Genomic DNA, 18,205 nt, shown 5'->3' on the forward strand with positions numbered 1-18,205 from the left:
CGCCCGGCGGGCGGCGGCGTGAAGTGGTGAGCGCAGGGTGGGTCTCGGGGACGGTCGTCGCCAGTTATAGGCTGTGAAGAAGTGTAGGCCCGTGTTGCGGCCGCCTTTACACGCCTCGCGGCGCCGCCTGGACGATCGTTTCGCCGCGGGGACTGTTCGCATCGCGACGAACCGCGACATCGCTGTCACCAAGGCGCGGCCAAGGCTGGCTCTGAATCGCACCATCACATAACGTGGATATCGGGCGTTCGCAGTCAGGTTTCCCATGGTCCTCGTTACGCGCGCCGAGGGCCAGCACCGCCTCGCCTTCGGCGCCTTCCAGCTTGTTCCGGCCGAGCGCAAGCTGCTGCGCGCGGGCGCCCCCGTGCCTGTCGGCAGCCGGGGTCTCGACATCCTGATGGCCCTGATCGCCAGACCGGGCGAGGTTCTGAGCAAGGACGAGCTGATCGCCGCCGTCTGGCCCGACACCTTCGTCGAGGAGAGCGCCCTGCGGGTGCACATCTCGACGCTTCGCAAGGCCCTGGGCGACGGCCAGGACGATGTCCGATTGATCGCCAACGTGCCGGGGCGCGGCTACTGCTTCGTCGCGCCGGTCTCGGTCAGCGAGGCGGCTCCGGCGGAGCGCGCGCCGGTCGGTCCCGCGCCGCTGCCGCGTCGCCTTCCGACGCCGGTGACCAAGGTGGTCGGGCGCGATCTGGTCATCCGCGATCTGGCGAACCTGCTGACCCAGCAGCGTCTGCTGACGATCGTCGGCCCGGGCGGCATGGGCAAGACCACGGTGGCGGTCGCGGTCGCCGAACGGGTCGCGGACGCGCAGGACCGCGAGGCGGTCTTCGTCGACCTTGCCTCCCTGGCCGATCCCGCCCTCGCGCCGGGCGCGGCGGCCGCCGCCCTGGGGCTGGCGGTCCGCTCCGCCGATCCCGTGCAGGAGATCGCCAACGCGCTCCAGGGACGCCGCGTGCTGATCGTGCTCGACAGCTGCGAGCACCTGATCGACGCCGCCGCCGTCCTGGCCGAAACCCTGCTGGGTCTCGCGCCGGGCGTGACCATCCTGGCCACCAGCCGCGAGGCGCTGCGCGCGAGCGGAGAATGGGTTCACCGGCTCCAGCCGCTTGACGCCCCGCCCGTGTCGCCCGTGCTGACCGCGGCCGAGGCGCTTCGCTATCCGGCGGTTCAGATGTTCGTCGAGCGGGCCTCCGCCGTGCTGGGCGGCTACCAGTTGGACGATGGCCAGGCGCCCCTGGTGGCCGAGATCTGCCGCCGCCTGGACGGCGTCGCCCTGGCGATCGAGCTGGCCACCGGCCGCCTGGACGCCATGAGCCTTCCGGCGCTGGCCAGCTCCCTGGAGAACTGCTTCCAGGTGCTGACCCGAGGCCGACGCACCGCCTTGCCGCGCCACCAGACCCTTCGCGGCGCGATCGACTGGAGCTATGGCGGCCTCACGCCCGGCGAGCAGTCGACCTTCCTGCGCCTGGGCGCCTTCAACGGGCCGTTCACGCTGCAGGCCGCCCAGGCGATCACCGGCGAAGGCCAGGCCTCGACCGGCGTGGCGGAGGACCATCTGCTCAACCTGGTCGCCAAGTCGCTGGTGGTCGCCGACCTGGAAAGCGGGCAGGCGCAATATCGGCTTCTGGAGACGACGCGGACCTATGCCCAGGAGAAGGCCGAGGCGGCGGGCGAGGGGCCGGCCCTGCGCCGTCGCCACGCGCTCTACTACCGGGACCTGTTCGTGCACGCGGGCGCCGAATGGGAGACGCGGGCGACCAGCGAGTGGCTGACCGATTACGCCGGCCTGCTGGGCAACCTGCGCGCCGCCCTGGACTGGTCGTTCTCCGAGGAGGGCGAAGGGGCCATCGGCGTGGCGCTGACCGTGGCGGCCGTCCCCCTGTGGTTCCACCTGTCCCTGGTCGACGAATGCATCGGTCGGGTGCAGCGCGCCCTGGCGTGCCTGGAAGCCGCGTCGCAGCCGGACCTGCGCGCCCGGATGCGCCTCTACGCCGTGCTCGGTTTCCCGCAGATGCGCGCGATCACCGGCTTTCCCAGCGGCGTGGAAGCCTGGCGCTCCACCCTGGCGATCGCCGAGGAGATCGGCGACACCGACTATCAGGCGCGGGCGCTGTGGGCGCTGTGGATCGACCGCATCAACAATGGCGAAGCCGTCGAGGCGCTGGTGTTCGCCGATCGCTTCGCGGCCCTGGCCCAGGCCCAGCCCGAGGCCGCCGACCGGCTGGTCGCCCAGCGGATCCGCGGTTGGTCGCTGCTGATGCTGGGCGCGCTGGACGAGGCCCACGCCAATATCAGCGACATGTTGCGGCGCTACGCCCCGCCGCCCCAGCGCTCGCACGTGGCGCGCTTCCACTACGACCAGCGCAGCACGGCGCGGATCACCCTGGCGCGATCGTTGTGGCTGAAGGGCCTGGCCGATCAGGCCCTGGAGGACGTCGAGGACAACCTGGCCCAGGTGACGGCCTCGGGCCACACGCTGTCGGTGGCGCACGTGCTGTCGGACGCGGCCTGTTTCCTGGCCCTGTGGCGCGGCGACCTGGACCTGGCCGAGCGTTACGCGGGGATGCTGCGCCTCTACACCGCCGCCCAGGCCCTGGATGTCTGGAACACCTATGGCGACTGCTTCGAAGGCGAGATCCTGCTGCGACGGGGCAAGATCGCGCCGGGCCTCGTCCAGCTGCGCGCGGGGATCGACAAGCTCGAGCAGGCGGGTTTCATCTGCTACCAGACCGCCTTCCTGGGCGTTCTCGCCGACGGCCTGCGTGGCGCCGGCCAGTTGGCCGAGGCCATGGCGACGATCGATGAGGCCCTGGGGCGCTGCGCGCGGACGGGCGAGGCCTGGTGCCTGCCGGAGCTGCTGCGGCTGCGTGGCGAGATCCTGGCCGACCAGGGGCGAGGCGACGAGGCCGAGGAGATTTTCCTGCGCGCGCTGGAGATCGCCGCCGGCCAGGGGGCCCTGGCCTGGGAGCTGCGCGCCGCCATGTCCTTGGCCAGGGCCTGGAGCGGCGGCGATCGCGCGCCAGACGCCAAGGCGCGTCTGGTCTCAGTGCTCGACCGGTTCAGCGAGGGGTTCGGAACCGCCGACTACCGCGCCGGCCAGCGCCTGCTCGTCGGCCTGGCGTGACGTCGCTGCGATCGTCCGCTCGCTGATCGCGGTGACGGCGATGTCGCCGGTGACGTTGGTCACGGTGCGGAAGGCGTCCGGGATCGTGTCGACCGCCATCAGCAACACCAGGGCCTCGAGCGGCGCGCCGATCGCCAGGCAGATGGGGCTGAGGATCGTCACGAAGGTGGCCTGGCTGGGCAGGCCCACGGCCGCGATGCTGACGACGGCCGACATCCCCGCCGCGACGGCCATCTGCATCGGGTCCAGGACGTGCCCGGACAGCCTGGCGACATAGAGCGCGATGGCGCCCGCCGATGCGGCGCTGCCCAGGCGAAACAGCGACACGGCCAGCGGCAGCACCATGTTGGCGACCGGCTCGCGCACGCCCATCACGCGCGCCGCTTCCAGCATGGCCGGCAGGGTCGCGACCGACGATTGGCTGCTGAAGGCGACCGCCTGCGCGGGCGCCGCCGCCCGCGCGAAGCGGCTCAGGTCCATGCCGCTCCACAGCGTGGCCAGCGGATAGAGCACGGCGGTGGTCACGATGCAGAACAGCGACCCGGTCGCCACATAGTGGAACAGCGCGCCCGCCGCGCCCAGGCCGGTCTGGGCGGCCGCCACGAAGGCCAGGGCGAGGACGCCGACGGGCGCGGCCTTCAGCACCCAGTCCACGATCGTCAGCAAGGTCTTAAGGACGGCGTCCAGCCCGTCCAGCAGCCGCGTGCGCGACTCGGCCGCGAGCCGGGTGGCGGCGAAGCCGAAGGCCAGGCTGAACACCACCAGCGGCGCGATGGCGCCGTCGGCGGCCGCGGCGACGGGGTTGACCGGGATCAGGCCGGCGATCCAGTCGGTCGCCGCGGGCGGCATCGGAGCCGTCGCGCCGCCGGCCGCGAGGGCGTCGTGCATCGCGCGGCTGGCCGAGCCCGGGATCGGCGCGATCATCAGGATCAGATGCATCAGCATCACGCCGAAGACGGCCGCGCCGAGCAGCAGGCCGACGAACAGTACGAGGGTTCGGGCGGTCATGCCGCCGGCCGAGGCGGTGTTCAGGGTCTGGCCCACACCGGTGACGATCAGCACGAAGATCATCGGCACGATCGTCATACGCAGGGCCGCCAGCCACAGGCCGCCGGCCGCCTTGGCGATCGCCAGGGAGGTGGCCAGGGCTCCGGGCGACAGGGCCGCCATCGCCGCGCCGGCCGCCAGGCCCATGGCCAGGGCGATCAGGATCCTGATCGTGGAAGACATGGCCGCTCCCCGCTAGGCCGACACGTCGCGTCCCCGGGTTGCCCGATTTGGCGCCGCCCGTCTTGGATTTATTGGTCCTGGCCGCCCCGCGCGCAATGTCTGGCCAGGGCGGGGCAGGGCGCGGCGGATCGAGACAGAGCGGTCATCGGATCGTTCAAGCGCCGACCCCGTCCGTCGGCCGAACCTCGGGCTCAAATCCAGATCCCTTCCGGAGGCGCAACCATGAGCCAGTCCCTGACAATCCACACGCCCGACGGCGACTTCCAGGCCTATGTCGCGCGTCCCGCCGCGGCGGTCGCTCCTGTCGTCGTGGTTCTGCACGAGGTCTTCGGCGTCAACGACGACATGCGCGCGACCTGCGACGAACTCGCGGCCAAGGGCTTCATCGCCATCGCGCCCGACCTCTTCTGGCGTCAGGAGCCCGGCGTGGACCTCAACGCCTGGTCGGAAGAGGAGTGGCAGAAGGGCCTGGCCCTCTACATGGCCCACGACCGCGATCAGAGCGTGAAGGACATCCTGACCGTGGTCGAGACGGCGCGAGCGCTTTACGGCGCTTCGGGCAAGGTCGCCGTGATGGGCTTCTGTCTCGGCGCCCTGATGGCGTTCCTGGTCGCCGCGCGGGGCGAGGTCGACGCCGTCGTCGCATATCACGGCTCGGAGACGGAAAAGTATCTGGCCGAGACCCCGGCGATCGCCGCGCCGCTGATCATGCACCTGGCGGAGGAGGACGAGTTCATCTCCAAGGACGCCCAGGCCCAGATCAAGGCCGCGTTCGCCGGCAAGCCCAAGGCCGAGATCTTCAGCTATCCCGACCGCAGCCACGCCTTCGCGCGCCACACGGGCCTGCACTACCACGCCGCCGACGCCGCCCTGGCCAACGGCCGGACGTGGACCTTCCTGGCGCAAGCCCTGGCCTGAACGTTGTCGGCCTCGGCCTCAAGGTCAGCATGGGCGGCTACAAGAGCTACGTTATGCAGTATCGGCGCGAAGACCGAGCGCCGATCGGGCCTGACTGTCGCGGAGTTGTGCGACCTGTGTGTCACCATCGGTCTGGTGACGAAGAAGCCGACCTCCATCGCAGCGGCGCGGTCGGCCTTCGACAATCACGTCAAGCCGCTTGTCGGAAGGCTGAAGCCGTGACGCGGTCCGACGTCGAGCGATTGCGGCTTGATGTTTCCAGAGGGCGACGGCCAGGAATGCTCGGTAGGGCGATCAGCGCGGACCGTGGGCAAGTAATGTGGTGGTCAGGTGGATGTCACCATTGACGCCGATCCTCGGTCTCCTCCTGGCGCGACCGCGGCAGGGTGATACGAGCTGACCAAGTCGGGCATGGCGTTTGCGACTTCACGCAAGGTGTCGAGAAAGCGCTCGGCCAGGGGGCTCAGTTCGGTGTTCTGGCGGCGACGCACACCGATGCGGCGCGCGCCGGCCTCAGGGGCGCGAATGGCTTGGATCGAGGTGTTCCAGCCCGACAGCGCCAGCATGCTGATCAGGCCGATCGCGTCCGACTGGGCGATCAGCCGCTTGGTGAGCACCGAAGAGTTTGTGGTGATCAGATCGCTGGGAAAGGGCGCGCCAGCGTGCAGGAACGCCGCCTCGACATGCGCGTGGGCCGATCCGCCGACCCGTGGCGCCACCCAGAGATAGTCGGAGGTTTCCGCCAGGCTGACCGTCTGGCGTCCCGCCAACGGATGGTCTGAACCCACGCCCAGGACGAACGGGTCGTCCAGCAAAAGTTCCTCCATTATCCCTTCGGAGTGCTTGGGCTGCTGGACCGCGCCTATCACCAGATCGAGATCCCCGTCGAGCAAGCCCGACTCCAGCGGACCATCCAGTCCCTCCACGACCGTGATCGCCAGCGAGGCGTCCCGGCGCAAGCGGCGCAGGACCTCGGGCATCAGATATTCGACGATGGTCGGCGTCACCCCGACCGTGAGCGGCCCCCACACACCGCGGCGCTTGAGGCTGATTTCGGCCTGGGCGCCAAGGAGCATGCTGCGCAGTTCGCGCGCCCGCCGCACCAGCAGCCGGCCGTAGTCGTTGATCGTCGCGCCACGGCCCGTCCGGTTGAGCACCTGCACGCCAAGCCGACGTTCCAATTGCGCGATGCTGTTGGAGAGCGCCGGCTGAGAGACCTGCAGAACCTCGGCCGCGCGCATCAGGGATCCATGCTCGTGAATGGCCAGCAGATGCGCGAGATGGCGAGGGTCGATAGAGGACGCAGCAGCCACTAGACATCACTCTAGATGATGGAATTAGCAAAACCGGGCGGGCGGGCGTCGAGGCCTTCACAGAACTGCGCTGGATCACCCTTGAGACCCAGCCGGGCCATTTCCCGATCTAGGCGCCGATGCTCCTTCACGTCCGAGCGCCTGGATTGTCAGTCATGGTCGACTGCCCTGAGGGATGGCCTAAGCTCGAGCCTCCGCCATTGGCGCAGTGAAGGCTCCGCTTTGCGGTTTCACGCCTAAGCCGCCGCTACGGTGGCTGCGGCGAAACGCCGTCCTTGGTCAAAAGCCGCCACCGTGATCAAGCCTGACAGGTGCGTCCTGGAGGCTGAGCGACAGCGCCAACCGTGGAAGAATACCTTGGCTGCTAGCGCGCTCCAGAGCGTCGCGCCCTGCCCAATGGGCGCCTCAAACAGCCGTTTGCTTGCTGCGCGCCGCTTGCGCCGTCGTTCTCTTCGCAATGTCTAGGGAATGGTCGGGACCCAAAGCTTGGAGCTTTGGGTCCCGATGGTGCCACGACAGGGACTCGAACCCTGGACCTCAGCCTTACCAAGCAATATCAAAGACTTACGAGAATATTCTCATGTAGTCCTATCTATTGTTTTAGATAGCGTTTTGTCAAGTCAGGCTTTTCGCAACTTTCCCATTTTTTCCCGCCAATTCCTTCCTGTCGCTTACCCCTCGCTTACTGGCGACAAGCCGTCTGACCGATGGCCCAATGATGCCCGCGCGGGCGCTTCCTCCATCGGAGGGGCATAATCATGCGCGGACGCAAGCTCACGCTGCGACTCGTCACCGCCCTCGGCGCACGCAAGTCAGACTACTTTGTCTGGGATAGCGAGGTTATCGGCTTTGGTCTGAAGGTCACGCCAACCGGCCATAAGACGTATGTTCTGCAGTACCGGCACGATGGTCGAAGCCGCCGATACGCCATTGGACCCAATGGCTCTCCTTGGACCGTGGAAACAGCGCGCAACGAGGCGCGTCGCCTGCTGGGTCAGGTGGTGACGAAGGTCGATGTGCAGACCGAGAAGATCGAGCGGCGGTCTGATCCGACCGTCGCCGAGCTCTGTGATCTCTATCTCGAACTTGGGTTGGCAACGCGGAAGGCAAGTTCGCGAGAGGCCGCGCGCTCGGATTTCGAAAATCACGTCAAACCCCGGCTCGGTAGTCGCAAGGCCACGAGCATTGTTCGGGCGGATATCGAGAAGCTCCTAGTGGACATCGCCAATGGCGAGACGGCCCGAAGGAGCAAGGGCGCCAAGAAACGAAGCCTCTCGCGTGTCCGAGGCGGGAAGGGCGCGGCCAACAGCGTCGTGCGAACCCTATCGGCGGCGTTTGGCTACGGCGTCGCCAACGGCGTGCGCGCCGACAATCCCTGCGCCGGCGTGACCAAGTACACCGAGCGTAAGCTCAATCGCTTCCTGTCGCCGGACGAACTGGTGCGGCTGGGCGAAGCGTTGCAGGCGGCCGAGGCCGTCGGTGTCGAGAACCCCTATGCCATCGCCGCCATTCGGCTCCTGGTGATGACCGGCTGTCGGCGCAACGAGATCCTGGAACTCGAGCGCCGGTGCATCGACTACCCCAATCGATGCCTGCGCCTGCTCGACAGCAAGACGGGTGCGAAGGTTGTCCATGTTGGGCCGGCGGTGATGAGCTTGCTTCGTGACATCCCCGCGGTCGAGGGCAACCCTTACGTACTGCCTGGGCCGGGGCGAGAAGGGCGGCTGGTCAATATTCAGAAGCCTTGGGATCGTCTGCGAAAGGCCGCAGGCCTGGAGGACGTTCGCATCCACGACCTACGTCACTCGTTCGCCAGCTTCGGCGCCAATGCCGGCGATAGCCTCTTGGTCATCGGAGCGCTGCTCGGGCACCGCAGCGCCAAGTCGACCGAACGCTACGCGCACCTTGCGGCAGGGCCGGTGCAGGACGCCGCCCAACGCATATCCGGGGAGATCGCCGACCTCTTGGGACGCCCGCCAGTTTGCTCGGAGGAGATCACCGATTTCGCCGCGTTGTCGAAGGCGGAGGTCGAGCCGGTGCGAACGCTGTTAGGCGAGGTGGTCAAGGCTCGCTGGCTGGACACTATCGCTGTTTCGGCTCGGCTTGGGCTGACGGTGAAGACCTTACAGACCTATCGCTGGTTAGGTGTTGGGCCGCCGTTCCAGAAGATTGGCAAGCGGGTGGTCTATTCGGAGGATCTGGTCGATCGTTGGAGAACTACGCCTGCTGCCAAGGCGCTCGCAACCGCAGAGCCGTGACGCGACGGCGGCTTTCAAAGCCGCCATCGGGGCGAGGTCAGTTTCGTCTGCCATTGCCGCCCAGACCTCGCCCCAGAGGCCCGGCGGATTGTTTCTCGCTGGCGTCGATTTTCGCGAGAGACCAACGCGGGCCAACCGTCCGGAACGTCACCGAATATCGCATCGCCTCGACCTCCGGAATGCTGTGCTGCCAGTGGGTGCGGGCCGGCCCGCTCATCAGATAGGCCGAGCGCGGCGCGGCCGTGATCGAGGCGCGTTCCCAGGCGTCATTGGATTTGCGGCGCAGACGGAACGTGCACGGCGACAGCAGCGAGACGCCGGCGATCTCAATGGCCGGCGGCCGGTCACGATGCCAACCGATGCCAGCGCCGGGCGCATACTCCGTGACCAGGGCATGGCGGAATGTTTCCCGGGCTAAGCCCGCAAAGGCCGCCACCTTGTCCAGCAGCGGGAGCAGGACGTCCGGAATGGGCTCGCCCGTCTCGATCATCTGGCCGCCGTCGTCCTGTCGCCAGCCAAAGCCAGCGATCCGCCGATGGCCGATATAGCCCAGGTGCTCATAGGGCTTGAACGGCAGGTCCTGGAAACGGGCCACGAGATCGCGCTCCTCTTCCGGCGTGATCAAGTTTTCCTGGTAACGAAAACCTTCGGGCAGGGGGCGCCGGGGCGCCAGCGGCAGGTCAAACAAAGACGGCTGCAGGTCCATCGATCGTCCTCAACAGAAATTGCGCGCGCGGGCGGCCCAAGCCATGTCGGCCGGATCGCCGACGCGGTCTTCCAGACCCGTCAGCACCTCGGCCAGGTCGTGAAGCTTGTAGGCGACCAGGTGGACGACCTCGCCCTCGCGCTGAATCCGGCCATCGACGCCGAGCAGGTGCGCGCCCAGCGCGATCCGGCGCTGCTTGTCATAGAGATCCTTCCAGACCACGAGGTTGGCCACGCCGGTCTCGTCCTCGATGGTCATGAACAAGACGCCCTTGGCGCTGCCCGGCATCTGGCGCACCAGCACCAGGCCGGCGGTCTGGATGAACCGGCCGTCCTTGCCTTGGGCCACGTCGCGGCAGGGGGCGCGGCGACGCTGGGTCAGGTCGGGGCGTAGCAGAGCCAGCGGATGGCGGCGTAGGGACAGGCCGACATGGCCGTAGTCCTCGACGATTTCCCGGCCCTCGGTCATGGCTTTCAGCGCCACGGCGGGCTCGTTCAGTTCGCAAGCGTCAGGCTGGTCGAAGAGGGGCAGGGCGTCGTCGCGTAAGGCCTTGATCGCCCACGCCGCCTCGCGCCGTTGGAGCTTGAGGCCTGGCAGAAAGGCGTCGGCCTCGGCCAGCCGCGAAAGGGCGCCGGTCTTGGTCCCCGAGCGTCGCCAGACCTCTTCGACTGAGCGATAGGGTTGCTCGCCCCGGGCCAACACCAGCGGGGCGGCGTCGGCGTCGGCCAGGCCCTTGACCATCCGCAGGCCCAGGCGCACGGCCAGCCGTCCGGTCCCATCGACCGGCTCGAGCGTGCAGTCCCAGCGCGAGGCGTTGACGCAGACCGGCCGGACCTCGACGCCGTGTTCCAGGGCGTCGCGCACGATCTGGGCCGGCTGATAGAAGCCCATCGGCTGGCTGTTGAGCAGGGCCGCGCAGAAGACGTCGGGGTGGTGGCATTTGAGCCAGGACGATGCGTAGGCCAGCAGCGCGAAACTGGCCGCGTGGCTTTCGGGAAAGCCGTAGGAGCCGAACCCCTCCAGCTGGCTGAAGGTTCTTTCGGCGAAGTCCTGGGCGTAGCCGCGCGCCACCATGCCGCCGACGAGCTTCGTTTTGAAATGGCTGACGCCGCCGGTCATCTTGAAGGTGGCCATGGACCGGCGCAGCTGGTCCGCCTCGCCGGGCGTGAAGCCGGCGCATTCGATCGCCACGCGCATGGCCTGCTCCTGGAAGAGCGGCACGCCGAGGGTCTTGCCCAGCACCTTCTCCAGCTCGGGCTTGGGAAAGACGACCGCCTCCTTGCCCTCGCGACGACGCAGGTAAGGGTGGACCATGTCGCCCTGGATCGGGCCGGGACGAACGATCGCCACCTCGATGACCAGGTCGTAGAAGCTGCGCGGCTTTAGCCGCGGCAGCATGGCCATCTGGGCCCGGCTCTCGATCTGGAAGACGCCCAGGGTGTCGGCCCGCCGGATCATCGCATAGGTGCGCGGATCCTCCGGCGGGATGGTCGCCAGGTCATGATGGACGCCCTTGTGCTCGGCCAGGAGATCCAGGCCGCGCTTGAGGCAGGTCAGCATGCCGAGCGCCAGCACATCGACCTTCATGAACTTCAGTTCGTCGATGTCGTCCTTGTCCCACTCGATGATCTGGCGATCTTCCATCCGCGCCGGCTCGATGGGGACCAGCTCATCGAGCCGGTCCTGGGTGAGCACAAAGCCGCCCGGGTGCTGGGAGAAATGGCGCGGGGTCAGCAGCAGCTGCGAGGCCAGCTCCAGGGTCAGCCGCAGGCGGCGATCCGAGAGGTCCAGCCCGACATCGGCGGCGTGTTTGGCCTGGATCTGCTCGCGCGAGAAGCTCCAGATCTGGCTCGACAGGGCCTTGGTCATGTCCTCGGGCAGGCCCAGCACCTTGCCGACGTCGCGCACGGCGCCGCGCGGCTGGAAGCGCTGGACGACGGCGACCAGGGCGCTGCGATGGCGGCCATAGGTCTCAAAGATCCATTGCATCACGGTCTCGCGCCGCGCGTGCTCGAAATCGACGTCGATATCGGGCGGCTCGTTGCGCTCCTGGGAGACGAAGCGCTCGAAGAGGAGGTCGTTGCGTTCGGGATCGATCGAGGTGATGCCCAGCACATAGCAGACCGCCGAATTGGCGGCCGAGCCGCGGCCCTGGCACAGGATGTCCTGGCTGCGCGCATAGCGGACGATGGCGTTGACGGTCAGGAAATAGGGCGCATAGCCCATGGCGCCGATCAGCTTCAGCTCATGGGCCAGGGTGGCGCGCACCTCTGGGGGCGCGCCGTCGGGATAGCGTTCGTCCGCGCTTTCCCAGGTCAGGCGCTCCAACGTCTCCTGCGGCGTGCGGCCCGGCTCGCTGACCTCGTTGGGATACTGGTAGGAGAGCTCATCCAGGCTGAACCGGCAGCGCTGCGCGACATGGCGCGAGGCCGCCACGGCCTGCGGATGCTTGGCGAACAGGCGCAGGATCTCCTCGGGAGCCTTGAGATGGCGATCAGCGTGACGGTCGCGCTTGAAGCCCACCTCGTCGATCGTCGTGCCCTCGCGGATGCAGGTGACCACATCCTGTAGCAGTCGCCGGCCACGCTCGTGGAACAGCACCCGGTTGGTGACGACCGGCGTCACGTTGGCGGCGCGCGCCAAGCGCTCCAGCTCATAGAGGCGCAGGGCGTCGCCGGGGCGCCGACGCAAGGTCAGGGCCAGGTGCGCGTCGGCGCCGAAGATCGCCGCGACCTTCTTCAGCTGCAGAGCGCAGGTGTCGTCCGCCAGATCCGGGACCAGGATGGCGATCTGGCCTTCGGCGTAGGCGGCGACATCCTCCAGGGTAAGATCGCATTCCCCCTTGCCGGCCCGGGCCTTGCCCAGGGACAGCAGGCGGCAGAGGCGGGCATAGGCCCGGCGATCGGTGGGCAAAACCACGAGGGTCAGGCCGTCGCGCAGCACCAGCTCGCAGCCGATGATCAACCGCACGCCCGTGGCCTTGGCGGCGACATGGGCGCGGACGATCCCGGCGACGCTGTTGCGGTCGCAGATCGCCAGAGCCTCATAGCCCAGACGCGCAGCCTCCTCGAACAGCTCCCCGGGCGAGGACGCGCCACGGAGCAGCGAGAAGTGCGAGGCGCATTGCAGCTCGACATAGGGGGGCGGGTCCCGCGGTTCGGGATTGGGGCTCATCCGAAGATCCCCGCCATGTACCAGCGTTGGCTGCCGGTGGCGGGATCCTCACCGTCGCCATCCCGAAACAGCCAATAGCGCTCGCCGCCCTCGTCCTCGACCTGGAAGTAGTCGCGCGAGCGCGCGAGCTCCGCGTCGGCCTTCCACCATTCGCCAAACACCCGCTCAGGGCCGTCGGCGCAGCGCACCCGATAACGGTTGCCACGCCAGGTGAAGGCGGCGGGCGGGGCGTCGGGCAGCAGGGCCACCGTCTCGATCGGCTCGGGATGGGCAAAGAGCCGGGTGGGGCGAGGCCAATCGGCCGGCCACGAGAAAGCCGCAGGCGGATCAAGGGCCGGGGCGCGCTTGACCGACCTTTCAGGCAAGTCGCTGTCCGCGGAGGCCAGCCGATAGACGTGTTCGGCGCCCAGCCGATTGGACAGGGTGTCGATCAGGCCCGACAGGTCGGCGACCGGGTCCGCACCCAGCGCCTGGGTCTGCCTAGAGGGGAGGGGTTCGGCGCAGGGCGCGGCCAGGACGATGGTTTCGACGCCAAAGCCGGGATCGACCGTTTCCAGTTTCTCGCACAGCAGCCTGGCCAGGCGCTTGGGCTCGCGCGAGGGCGTGGCCATGCCGATGCGCGCGGCCTCGATGCGGTTGTCGACGCGGGTGAACCAAGCGTCGATCTGCCTGGCGCCAAGGCCGGCCGCCTCCAGCGTCGCGCAGAGATCATGGGTCAGCAGGGTCACGTAGCGCGCCAGGGTCTCGGGCGCGCCGATCGGCTCGGCGAACGCTCGCCGGACGAGAACGGTCTCTGGAGCCATGACCGGCTCGATCGGTTCGGCCTGGCGGCCATGGGCCTGGTCGAGACGACGCACAGCCTCAAGGCCAACGCGATGGGCCAAGGGGCCCTTGGGCGTGGCGTCCAGTTCGGCGATCGTGTCGAAGCCGAGCCGCCCGAGGTTCTCCGTTAGCGAGCCGGGCAGGCGGAGGGCGGCGACGGGCAGGTCCCGGAGCTCGCGCCCCGTCGCCCCGGGCGTACACACGAAGATCGCTCGCCGGCCATAGCGCGCCAGGGCATGGGCGCCGCCCCAGCTGTCGGCGATGGCCAGCTGACTGGAAAGCCCGGCCTTGGTCAGGCGGGCGCGCAGATCGATCAGCATCTTCTCCTCGCCGCCGAAGAGATGGGCCGCGCCGGTGGCGTCGATGACCAGGCCGTCCGTTCCGTCGGAAGCGACGATCGGCGAATAGAGACGCTGGGCCCACAGGGCCAGGCGATGCAGGGCCGCGGCGTCGCCCGCCGCATCCAGCTCATGCAGCACCAAACCGGGGATGAGCGCCGTGGCGTGGGCGATCGCCTGGCCCAGGCGCAGACCAGCTTCGCTGGCCGCCAGGTTCAGGGCCGCGACGGCCCGCCGCCGACCGACCCGCCCGACCATGGCCACGGGCGTTTCAGGCGGCGGCGCGGCCTTGCCCTGGCTGCGCGCCAACCGATCGGTCGGCCAGCGGGGCAGGAAGACGGAGATGACCCTTGGCGTCACAGGCTTCTATCTCGAGATCAAAGGCTTCACCGGCGCGGCATCGGAAGAGTTCGAGCAGCCAGCGGGGACGACCGACGCCGGCGGTGGGAAGCGGAGAAGAGGGCAGGGCCGAGACCCGCCAGCGTGTGGCCGCCGCTGTCGGCTGGCCAAGATCGGCGGCGTCGGCGACCCTGCGCCATCTTCGAATGGCGATGGCCATCTGGCCGTTCTGTTCGGCGGCCAGCTGCAACCGGCGGGAGGCGACCATGGAAAGCTTGGCGACCTCGCCGACCACACCGGCCAGGCCCTTCCAGCGCAGACCTTCCTCCATCGAGGCCAGCACAGACGCTTCGTCGCCGCATTCGGCGAAGATCACCCGATCGGGCGGCAGGCCGACCTGGGCCAGAAACGGGGCGAAGAGATCGCGCTGGCGCAGGCACCACAGCACCTGGCCTTCCGATCGCGCGAGGATCCCGGCGGCGAACCGCGCGGCCGCCGCGCCATGCAGCGCGCCGTTGGCGCCGCCGGCCACCTCGTGCAGGGCCCCAACCGCCAGACCGCCGCCGGGCAGGCGATCGTCAATCGCCGGCACGCCGAACGGCAGCACGGCGCGCACGGCCTGGTCGGCGGTTTCGATGGCCCGCACCTGACGGCGAAGCGCGTCGAGCGCGGTGGGGGAGCAACCCGGGTTTGGATCTGGGGACATGGTCATGAAATGGATTTGTTCCATCTTTGTTCTCTCTCCGGCGCGAGAGTCAACGCAGGCCGGCGCGCGGCGACGAGGCCCCACCGTCATCAAGACCAAGCGGCACAAGGGTTTGGGAGGACTCGGGATTCTTTTGTCGCAGCCAAGCTACGACCGAAGGCGACGTAGGCCGCCGTGCGATCAGCCTATGGGACGCTTGCGCCGCGGACCGCATGGCCGTCTGGCGTCAAGCGTCCGCCTCGAAGAGTTGGCGCCATCCTTTCAGACTAGCGTGCTGGTCGGCCGACGCCGTACCAGCGCAGGATCGTCCAACTGGCGGCGGCGGCGCAAAGCGACCCAACCGCCACCGATCGGAGGTTGGCGAAAAACCGGCCGGGCTCGACCTGGAGAAAGGCCGGGTAACCGCCGATCACGACGACCAGCCAGATCACGCCGACAGCGACCATGGTCACGGCGGCGCTCATGAGCGCAATGCGAGCCACCCAGCGGGTCAACGACTCGATCAATCGGGCGTCCTTTCGTTGCAGCTTCCGTCTCGGCGTCGCCAGGCTCGCCGACTATGCCCTTCGCGTCCGAAAGGCACAAACCCGCGACCACGGCTCAGCGCCTTGACCGCTGTCGGCGCGCTATCCCTGGTGCGGTGAGGCGAGCGCCAGCAGACGTGGCCCTGGGTCGTCGCCGGCCGCTCGCCGCACGACGCGCGCCAGCTCCAGACGGTAGCGATCCAGCAGGCCGGCCGTCGCGATCTTCAGGTCGTGGCTCGGCGTTGTCGCCGACATCGCCTGCAGCAGCGTCCGGCGCAGCTGAACGGCCGTGCCCGCATAGGGATCGGCCAGATCGAAGGCGACCAACTTGTCGATCTCGATCGCGGCATGGGCGGCGGTCAGCACATTGGGGTTCAGGCTCCGGGCTCCGACCTCAAGGGCGAGCAAGCCGCCGTCCGCACCCGTCACGCGCCGAAAATCCAGCGCCGCCACGCCGTCTTCGATGATGGTGTCCCACAGGTCGATCGGATCTGTCATCGCCGCGCGAACCTCAATGGCGTTGTGGCCCCCGCCCGGCCAGGCTTCCCAGCAGCCTTTCGGTTTCCGCGTTGCAAAGGCGGATGACCTCTTGCGCGCTTTGCTCGGCCGGCTTGGCGTCGGGCGCAAAGCCCAGGCCCCACTTGGTGGTGTAGGCCTTGCCGCGCGGCCCCTCATCCATCAGCACCACCGTCAGCTCGCCTGGCTCAACGATGGGCAGCGTAAACTGCAGCACCGCCACCGTGTTCAGGACCGCGAGCGGCGTGGTCATGGGAACGCGATGCAGGAAATGCGGCGCCTTGAGCCGAACGCTGGCTGGCCCCGATCGACCGTCCACATCCATGTGCAAGAATAGCGAGGCTCTGAGATAGGCCGGGTTCTGGGCATAGGTCAGGTGGCTGGTGTAGAGGCCGTCCAGGCTGATCACGTCGTCGTCGGTCTTTGACGTGCTCTTGCACAGCAGAGCGGCGCGCAGGGCGGTGATCAAAGCAGCGATCCTGTCTTGGTGACCTTCGTGGCGGTCAGCGCGCCCGCCGGCGCCGGCGCCAGCAGTTCAGCTTGGGGGCGCGATAGATTGAGCCAGGCCAAGCCATCCTCGGGTCGCAACAGAACGACCTGCCGGTCATGGTAGGGCGCGATGTCCGGTCCGGGGCTGGTCGTCAGCATTGTGAAACAGTCTTCCTTGACGATGCCGGCGATCCAGAAGAGCGGGGCGTTGTTCATCGTGAACCGCCACTTGGTCTTCAGCTTCTGGCCGGGCTCCGGATCGGTGAACTCGTAGAAGGCGTCGGCCGGGATCAGCACCCGGTCGCTGTTGCTGAAGTCGCGGCCTTCGGTCACGAAGTTGAACACCGGCTTGCCCTTTGGACTCTTCCAAGCCCAGCGGGTCATGGTCACGCGAGCCTCGTCAGCCGAGGCGCGAAGGATCGGGGCGGTGTCGGTGATCTTGATCTCCGACACCGGCTGGAAGTTCGACGCCTGACCTTGCCAGACCACAGGCAGGCGCAGGACCTTGGCCCAGGTCTCGAAGAGGTCGCCCGTCTCGAGGCTGTAGAGATTGCACATCGGCTCAGTCTCGCGCCTTCAGCCAAATCTTCGCGGTCCAAGTGTCCAGGAACGGGCCGTCCCCGTCGCACCACATATAGGCCAACGCCTCGACATCGGGATGGATGGCGAAGTTGTTGGCGCCCGCGTCGAGATAGCCGTGAAGCAGCAGATCATGCGGACGCTCCAGCCGATCGGGCAGGTCCGGAATCTCGACGTCGTCGGGCGGCGCATAGTCGCTGAGCCAGACCCGCGTGGCGCGGGTTCTGTCGGCCTGGATCTCCTGCGCCTCACGCACGAAATACGGATGCCGACGGAAGAAATCGCCCGGATCGCGGTCGTGTGCGGCCAGGAAGGTCGAACCGTCGGGCCAGGCCAGTTCGCCCGAACTGTGCGGATTTCCAGGAGCGTGCTGGCGCCAGGCCAGGAGGGTTCGGTCGGGTTGGGGCATCGTCACGCCATGCGCAGTGTTAGTCCGCCCGACCTTAAGGGAACAAAGGCGGTACGCAACCCCGGCCCGCCCTTTCCCTTTGAGCGCGGCTAGTCGGCCGCGCCTCGACCGTCGCGCAGGCGCTGCTCGACCGCATCGGCGCTGACGCCGACCTCGGCGACTACGTTGCGCAGCGCGTCGGCCGAGACACCGAACTTTTCGGTCCAGTAGGCGACCTCGTGGTCTTCGTTGATGTTGATGCGCGAGCGGTCTTGTTCGCCGCGATTGTTCAGGTCGTCGGACATCGTCGTCTCCAGGTTTGGAGCCAATCAGCGCGTCTTTTGCGTTGAGGTTCCCCGGGATCGCCATAGCGCTCCACGCGCTAGTTTCGAAGCGCCGCAGAGGCCCGAGTTGTTGGTGAGAACCCTGGTCGATCCCGCGACCGGCACGCCCGACCCAAGCCCGAAATAGACCGACAGGAGATCGACATGAGCAAGCTGACCGAGAAGGCCCGCGACAAGCTGCCGGCCAAGGATTTCGCCGAACCTGACAAGCGCGCCTTCCCGATCGAGGACAAGTCGCACGCGCGCAACGCCAAGGCGCGGGCCAGCCAGGCGGTGAAGGCTGGGCGCATGTCAAAGGCGGAGGAAGCCAGGATCGACAAGAAGGCCGACGCCGTCCTGAAAAAGTAGACCGGAAGGTCGGCGCGCACTTGAGGCTTGGTGCGCGTCGATCATCATTTGAGGTCCCGCGACATGGGCTCTCATCCCCAAAC

At 68.0% G+C, this 18,205-nt stretch carries 16 protein-coding genes and 1 pseudogene; 5 read left to right on the forward strand and 12 right to left on the reverse strand.

Annotated elements, in window-relative coordinates; translation table 11 throughout:
- Positions 1 to 265 precede the first annotated feature (265 nt).
- Positions 266 to 3,130, forward strand: a complete 2,865-nt coding sequence (locus tag AC1RUS_RS03670) for an ATP-binding protein (RefSeq protein ID WP_492913153.1) — start codon at positions 266 to 268, stop codon at positions 3,128 to 3,130.
- Here AC1RUS_RS03670 and AC1RUS_RS03675 read toward each other — a convergent pair.
- Positions 3,050 to 4,360, reverse strand: a complete 1,311-nt coding sequence (locus AC1RUS_RS03675; protein WP_492913155.1) for a dicarboxylate/amino acid:cation symporter — start codon at positions 4,358 to 4,360, stop codon at positions 3,050 to 3,052. The genes AC1RUS_RS03670 and AC1RUS_RS03675 overlap by 81 nt on opposite strands.
- Before the next feature lie 222 nt (positions 4,361 to 4,582).
- Here AC1RUS_RS03675 and AC1RUS_RS03680 point away from each other — a divergent pair, with 222 nt between their 5' ends.
- On the forward strand, positions 4,583 to 5,278 hold the full coding sequence (locus tag AC1RUS_RS03680; protein WP_492913157.1) for a dienelactone hydrolase family protein: 696 nt from the start codon (positions 4,583 to 4,585) through the stop codon (positions 5,276 to 5,278).
- Positions 5,279 to 5,604: 326 nt separating this feature from the next.
- Here the strand turns inward: AC1RUS_RS03680 and AC1RUS_RS03685 are convergent, their stop codons facing one another.
- Positions 5,605 to 6,591, reverse strand: a complete 987-nt coding sequence (locus AC1RUS_RS03685; protein WP_492913159.1) for a LysR family transcriptional regulator — start codon at positions 6,589 to 6,591, stop codon at positions 5,605 to 5,607.
- 35 nt (positions 6,592 to 6,626) lie between these two features.
- Here AC1RUS_RS03685 and AC1RUS_RS03690 point away from each other — a divergent pair.
- Positions 6,627 to 6,704, forward strand: a pseudogene (locus AC1RUS_RS03690) (hypothetical protein); the annotation flags it as partial.
- A gap of 645 nt (positions 6,705 to 7,349) precedes the next feature.
- Positions 7,350 to 8,849, forward strand: a complete 1,500-nt coding sequence (locus tag AC1RUS_RS03695) for a tyrosine-type recombinase/integrase (RefSeq protein WP_492913161.1) — start codon at positions 7,350 to 7,352, stop codon at positions 8,847 to 8,849.
- Positions 8,850 to 8,886: 37 nt separating this feature from the next.
- On the opposite strand, the gene AC1RUS_RS03700 is transcribed toward AC1RUS_RS03695, so the two are convergent.
- The 10 genes from AC1RUS_RS03700 to AC1RUS_RS03745 all read right to left on the reverse strand — a co-directional run bounded on the left by AC1RUS_RS03700 (position 8,887) and on the right by AC1RUS_RS03745 (position 17,735).
- Positions 8,887 to 9,555: an alpha-ketoglutarate-dependent dioxygenase AlkB gene (locus AC1RUS_RS03700; protein WP_492913163.1), complete on the reverse strand. Its 669-nt coding sequence runs from the start codon at positions 9,553 to 9,555 to the stop codon at positions 8,887 to 8,889.
- Between the two features lie 9 nt (positions 9,556 to 9,564).
- Positions 9,565 to 12,729, reverse strand: coding sequence for an error-prone DNA polymerase (locus tag AC1RUS_RS03705; RefSeq protein ID WP_492913165.1), 3,165 nt, complete (start codon positions 12,727 to 12,729; stop codon positions 9,565 to 9,567).
- Entirely contained in the window at positions 12,726 to 14,198 is a 1,473-nt protein-coding gene (locus AC1RUS_RS03710; protein ID WP_492913167.1) for a DUF6504 family protein, read from the reverse strand. The genes AC1RUS_RS03705 and AC1RUS_RS03710 overlap by 4 nt, the downstream gene beginning before the upstream one ends.
- The gene (locus AC1RUS_RS03715; RefSeq protein WP_492913169.1) at positions 14,161 to 14,940 is read right to left on the reverse strand and encodes an ImuA family protein; all 780 of its coding nucleotides are present in this window, start codon (positions 14,938 to 14,940) and stop codon (positions 14,161 to 14,163) included. The genes AC1RUS_RS03710 and AC1RUS_RS03715 overlap by 38 nt, the downstream gene beginning before the upstream one ends.
- Positions 14,941 to 15,200: 260 nt before the next feature.
- Complete coding sequence (locus AC1RUS_RS03720; protein WP_492913171.1) at positions 15,201 to 15,386, reverse strand: hypothetical protein; 186 nt, start codon at positions 15,384 to 15,386, stop codon at positions 15,201 to 15,203.
- A gap of 174 nt (positions 15,387 to 15,560) precedes the next feature.
- Positions 15,561 to 15,956 carry a hypothetical protein gene (locus AC1RUS_RS03725; RefSeq protein ID WP_492913172.1) on the reverse strand — a complete coding sequence of 132 codons (396 nt, stop codon included), beginning with the start codon at positions 15,954 to 15,956 and terminating at the stop codon, positions 15,561 to 15,563.
- Positions 15,957 to 15,969: 13 nt separating this feature from the next.
- Positions 15,970 to 16,443: a hypothetical protein gene (locus tag AC1RUS_RS03730; RefSeq protein WP_492913174.1), complete on the reverse strand. Its 474-nt coding sequence runs from the start codon at positions 16,441 to 16,443 to the stop codon at positions 15,970 to 15,972.
- Positions 16,440 to 17,021: an SOS response-associated peptidase family protein gene (locus tag AC1RUS_RS03735; protein WP_492913176.1), complete on the reverse strand. Its 582-nt coding sequence runs from the start codon at positions 17,019 to 17,021 to the stop codon at positions 16,440 to 16,442. The genes AC1RUS_RS03730 and AC1RUS_RS03735 overlap by 4 nt, the downstream gene beginning before the upstream one ends.
- A gap of 4 nt (positions 17,022 to 17,025) precedes the next feature.
- Positions 17,026 to 17,451 (reverse strand): hypothetical protein, encoded by a 426-nt coding sequence (locus AC1RUS_RS03740; protein WP_492913178.1) that lies wholly within the window; start codon positions 17,449 to 17,451, stop codon positions 17,026 to 17,028.
- Between the two features lie 89 nt (positions 17,452 to 17,540).
- Positions 17,541 to 17,735 (reverse strand): DUF3606 domain-containing protein, encoded by a 195-nt coding sequence (locus AC1RUS_RS03745; RefSeq protein WP_492913180.1) that lies wholly within the window; start codon positions 17,733 to 17,735, stop codon positions 17,541 to 17,543.
- Between the two features lie 183 nt (positions 17,736 to 17,918).
- Here AC1RUS_RS03745 and AC1RUS_RS03750 point away from each other — a divergent pair, with 183 nt between their 5' ends.
- Positions 17,919 to 18,122 (forward strand): hypothetical protein, encoded by a 204-nt coding sequence (locus tag AC1RUS_RS03750; protein WP_492913182.1) that lies wholly within the window; start codon positions 17,919 to 17,921, stop codon positions 18,120 to 18,122.
- Positions 18,123 to 18,205 lie beyond the last annotated feature (83 nt).

The sequence above is a fragment of the Caulobacter sp. GW821-FHT10F06 genome (genome assembly GCF_058809215.1).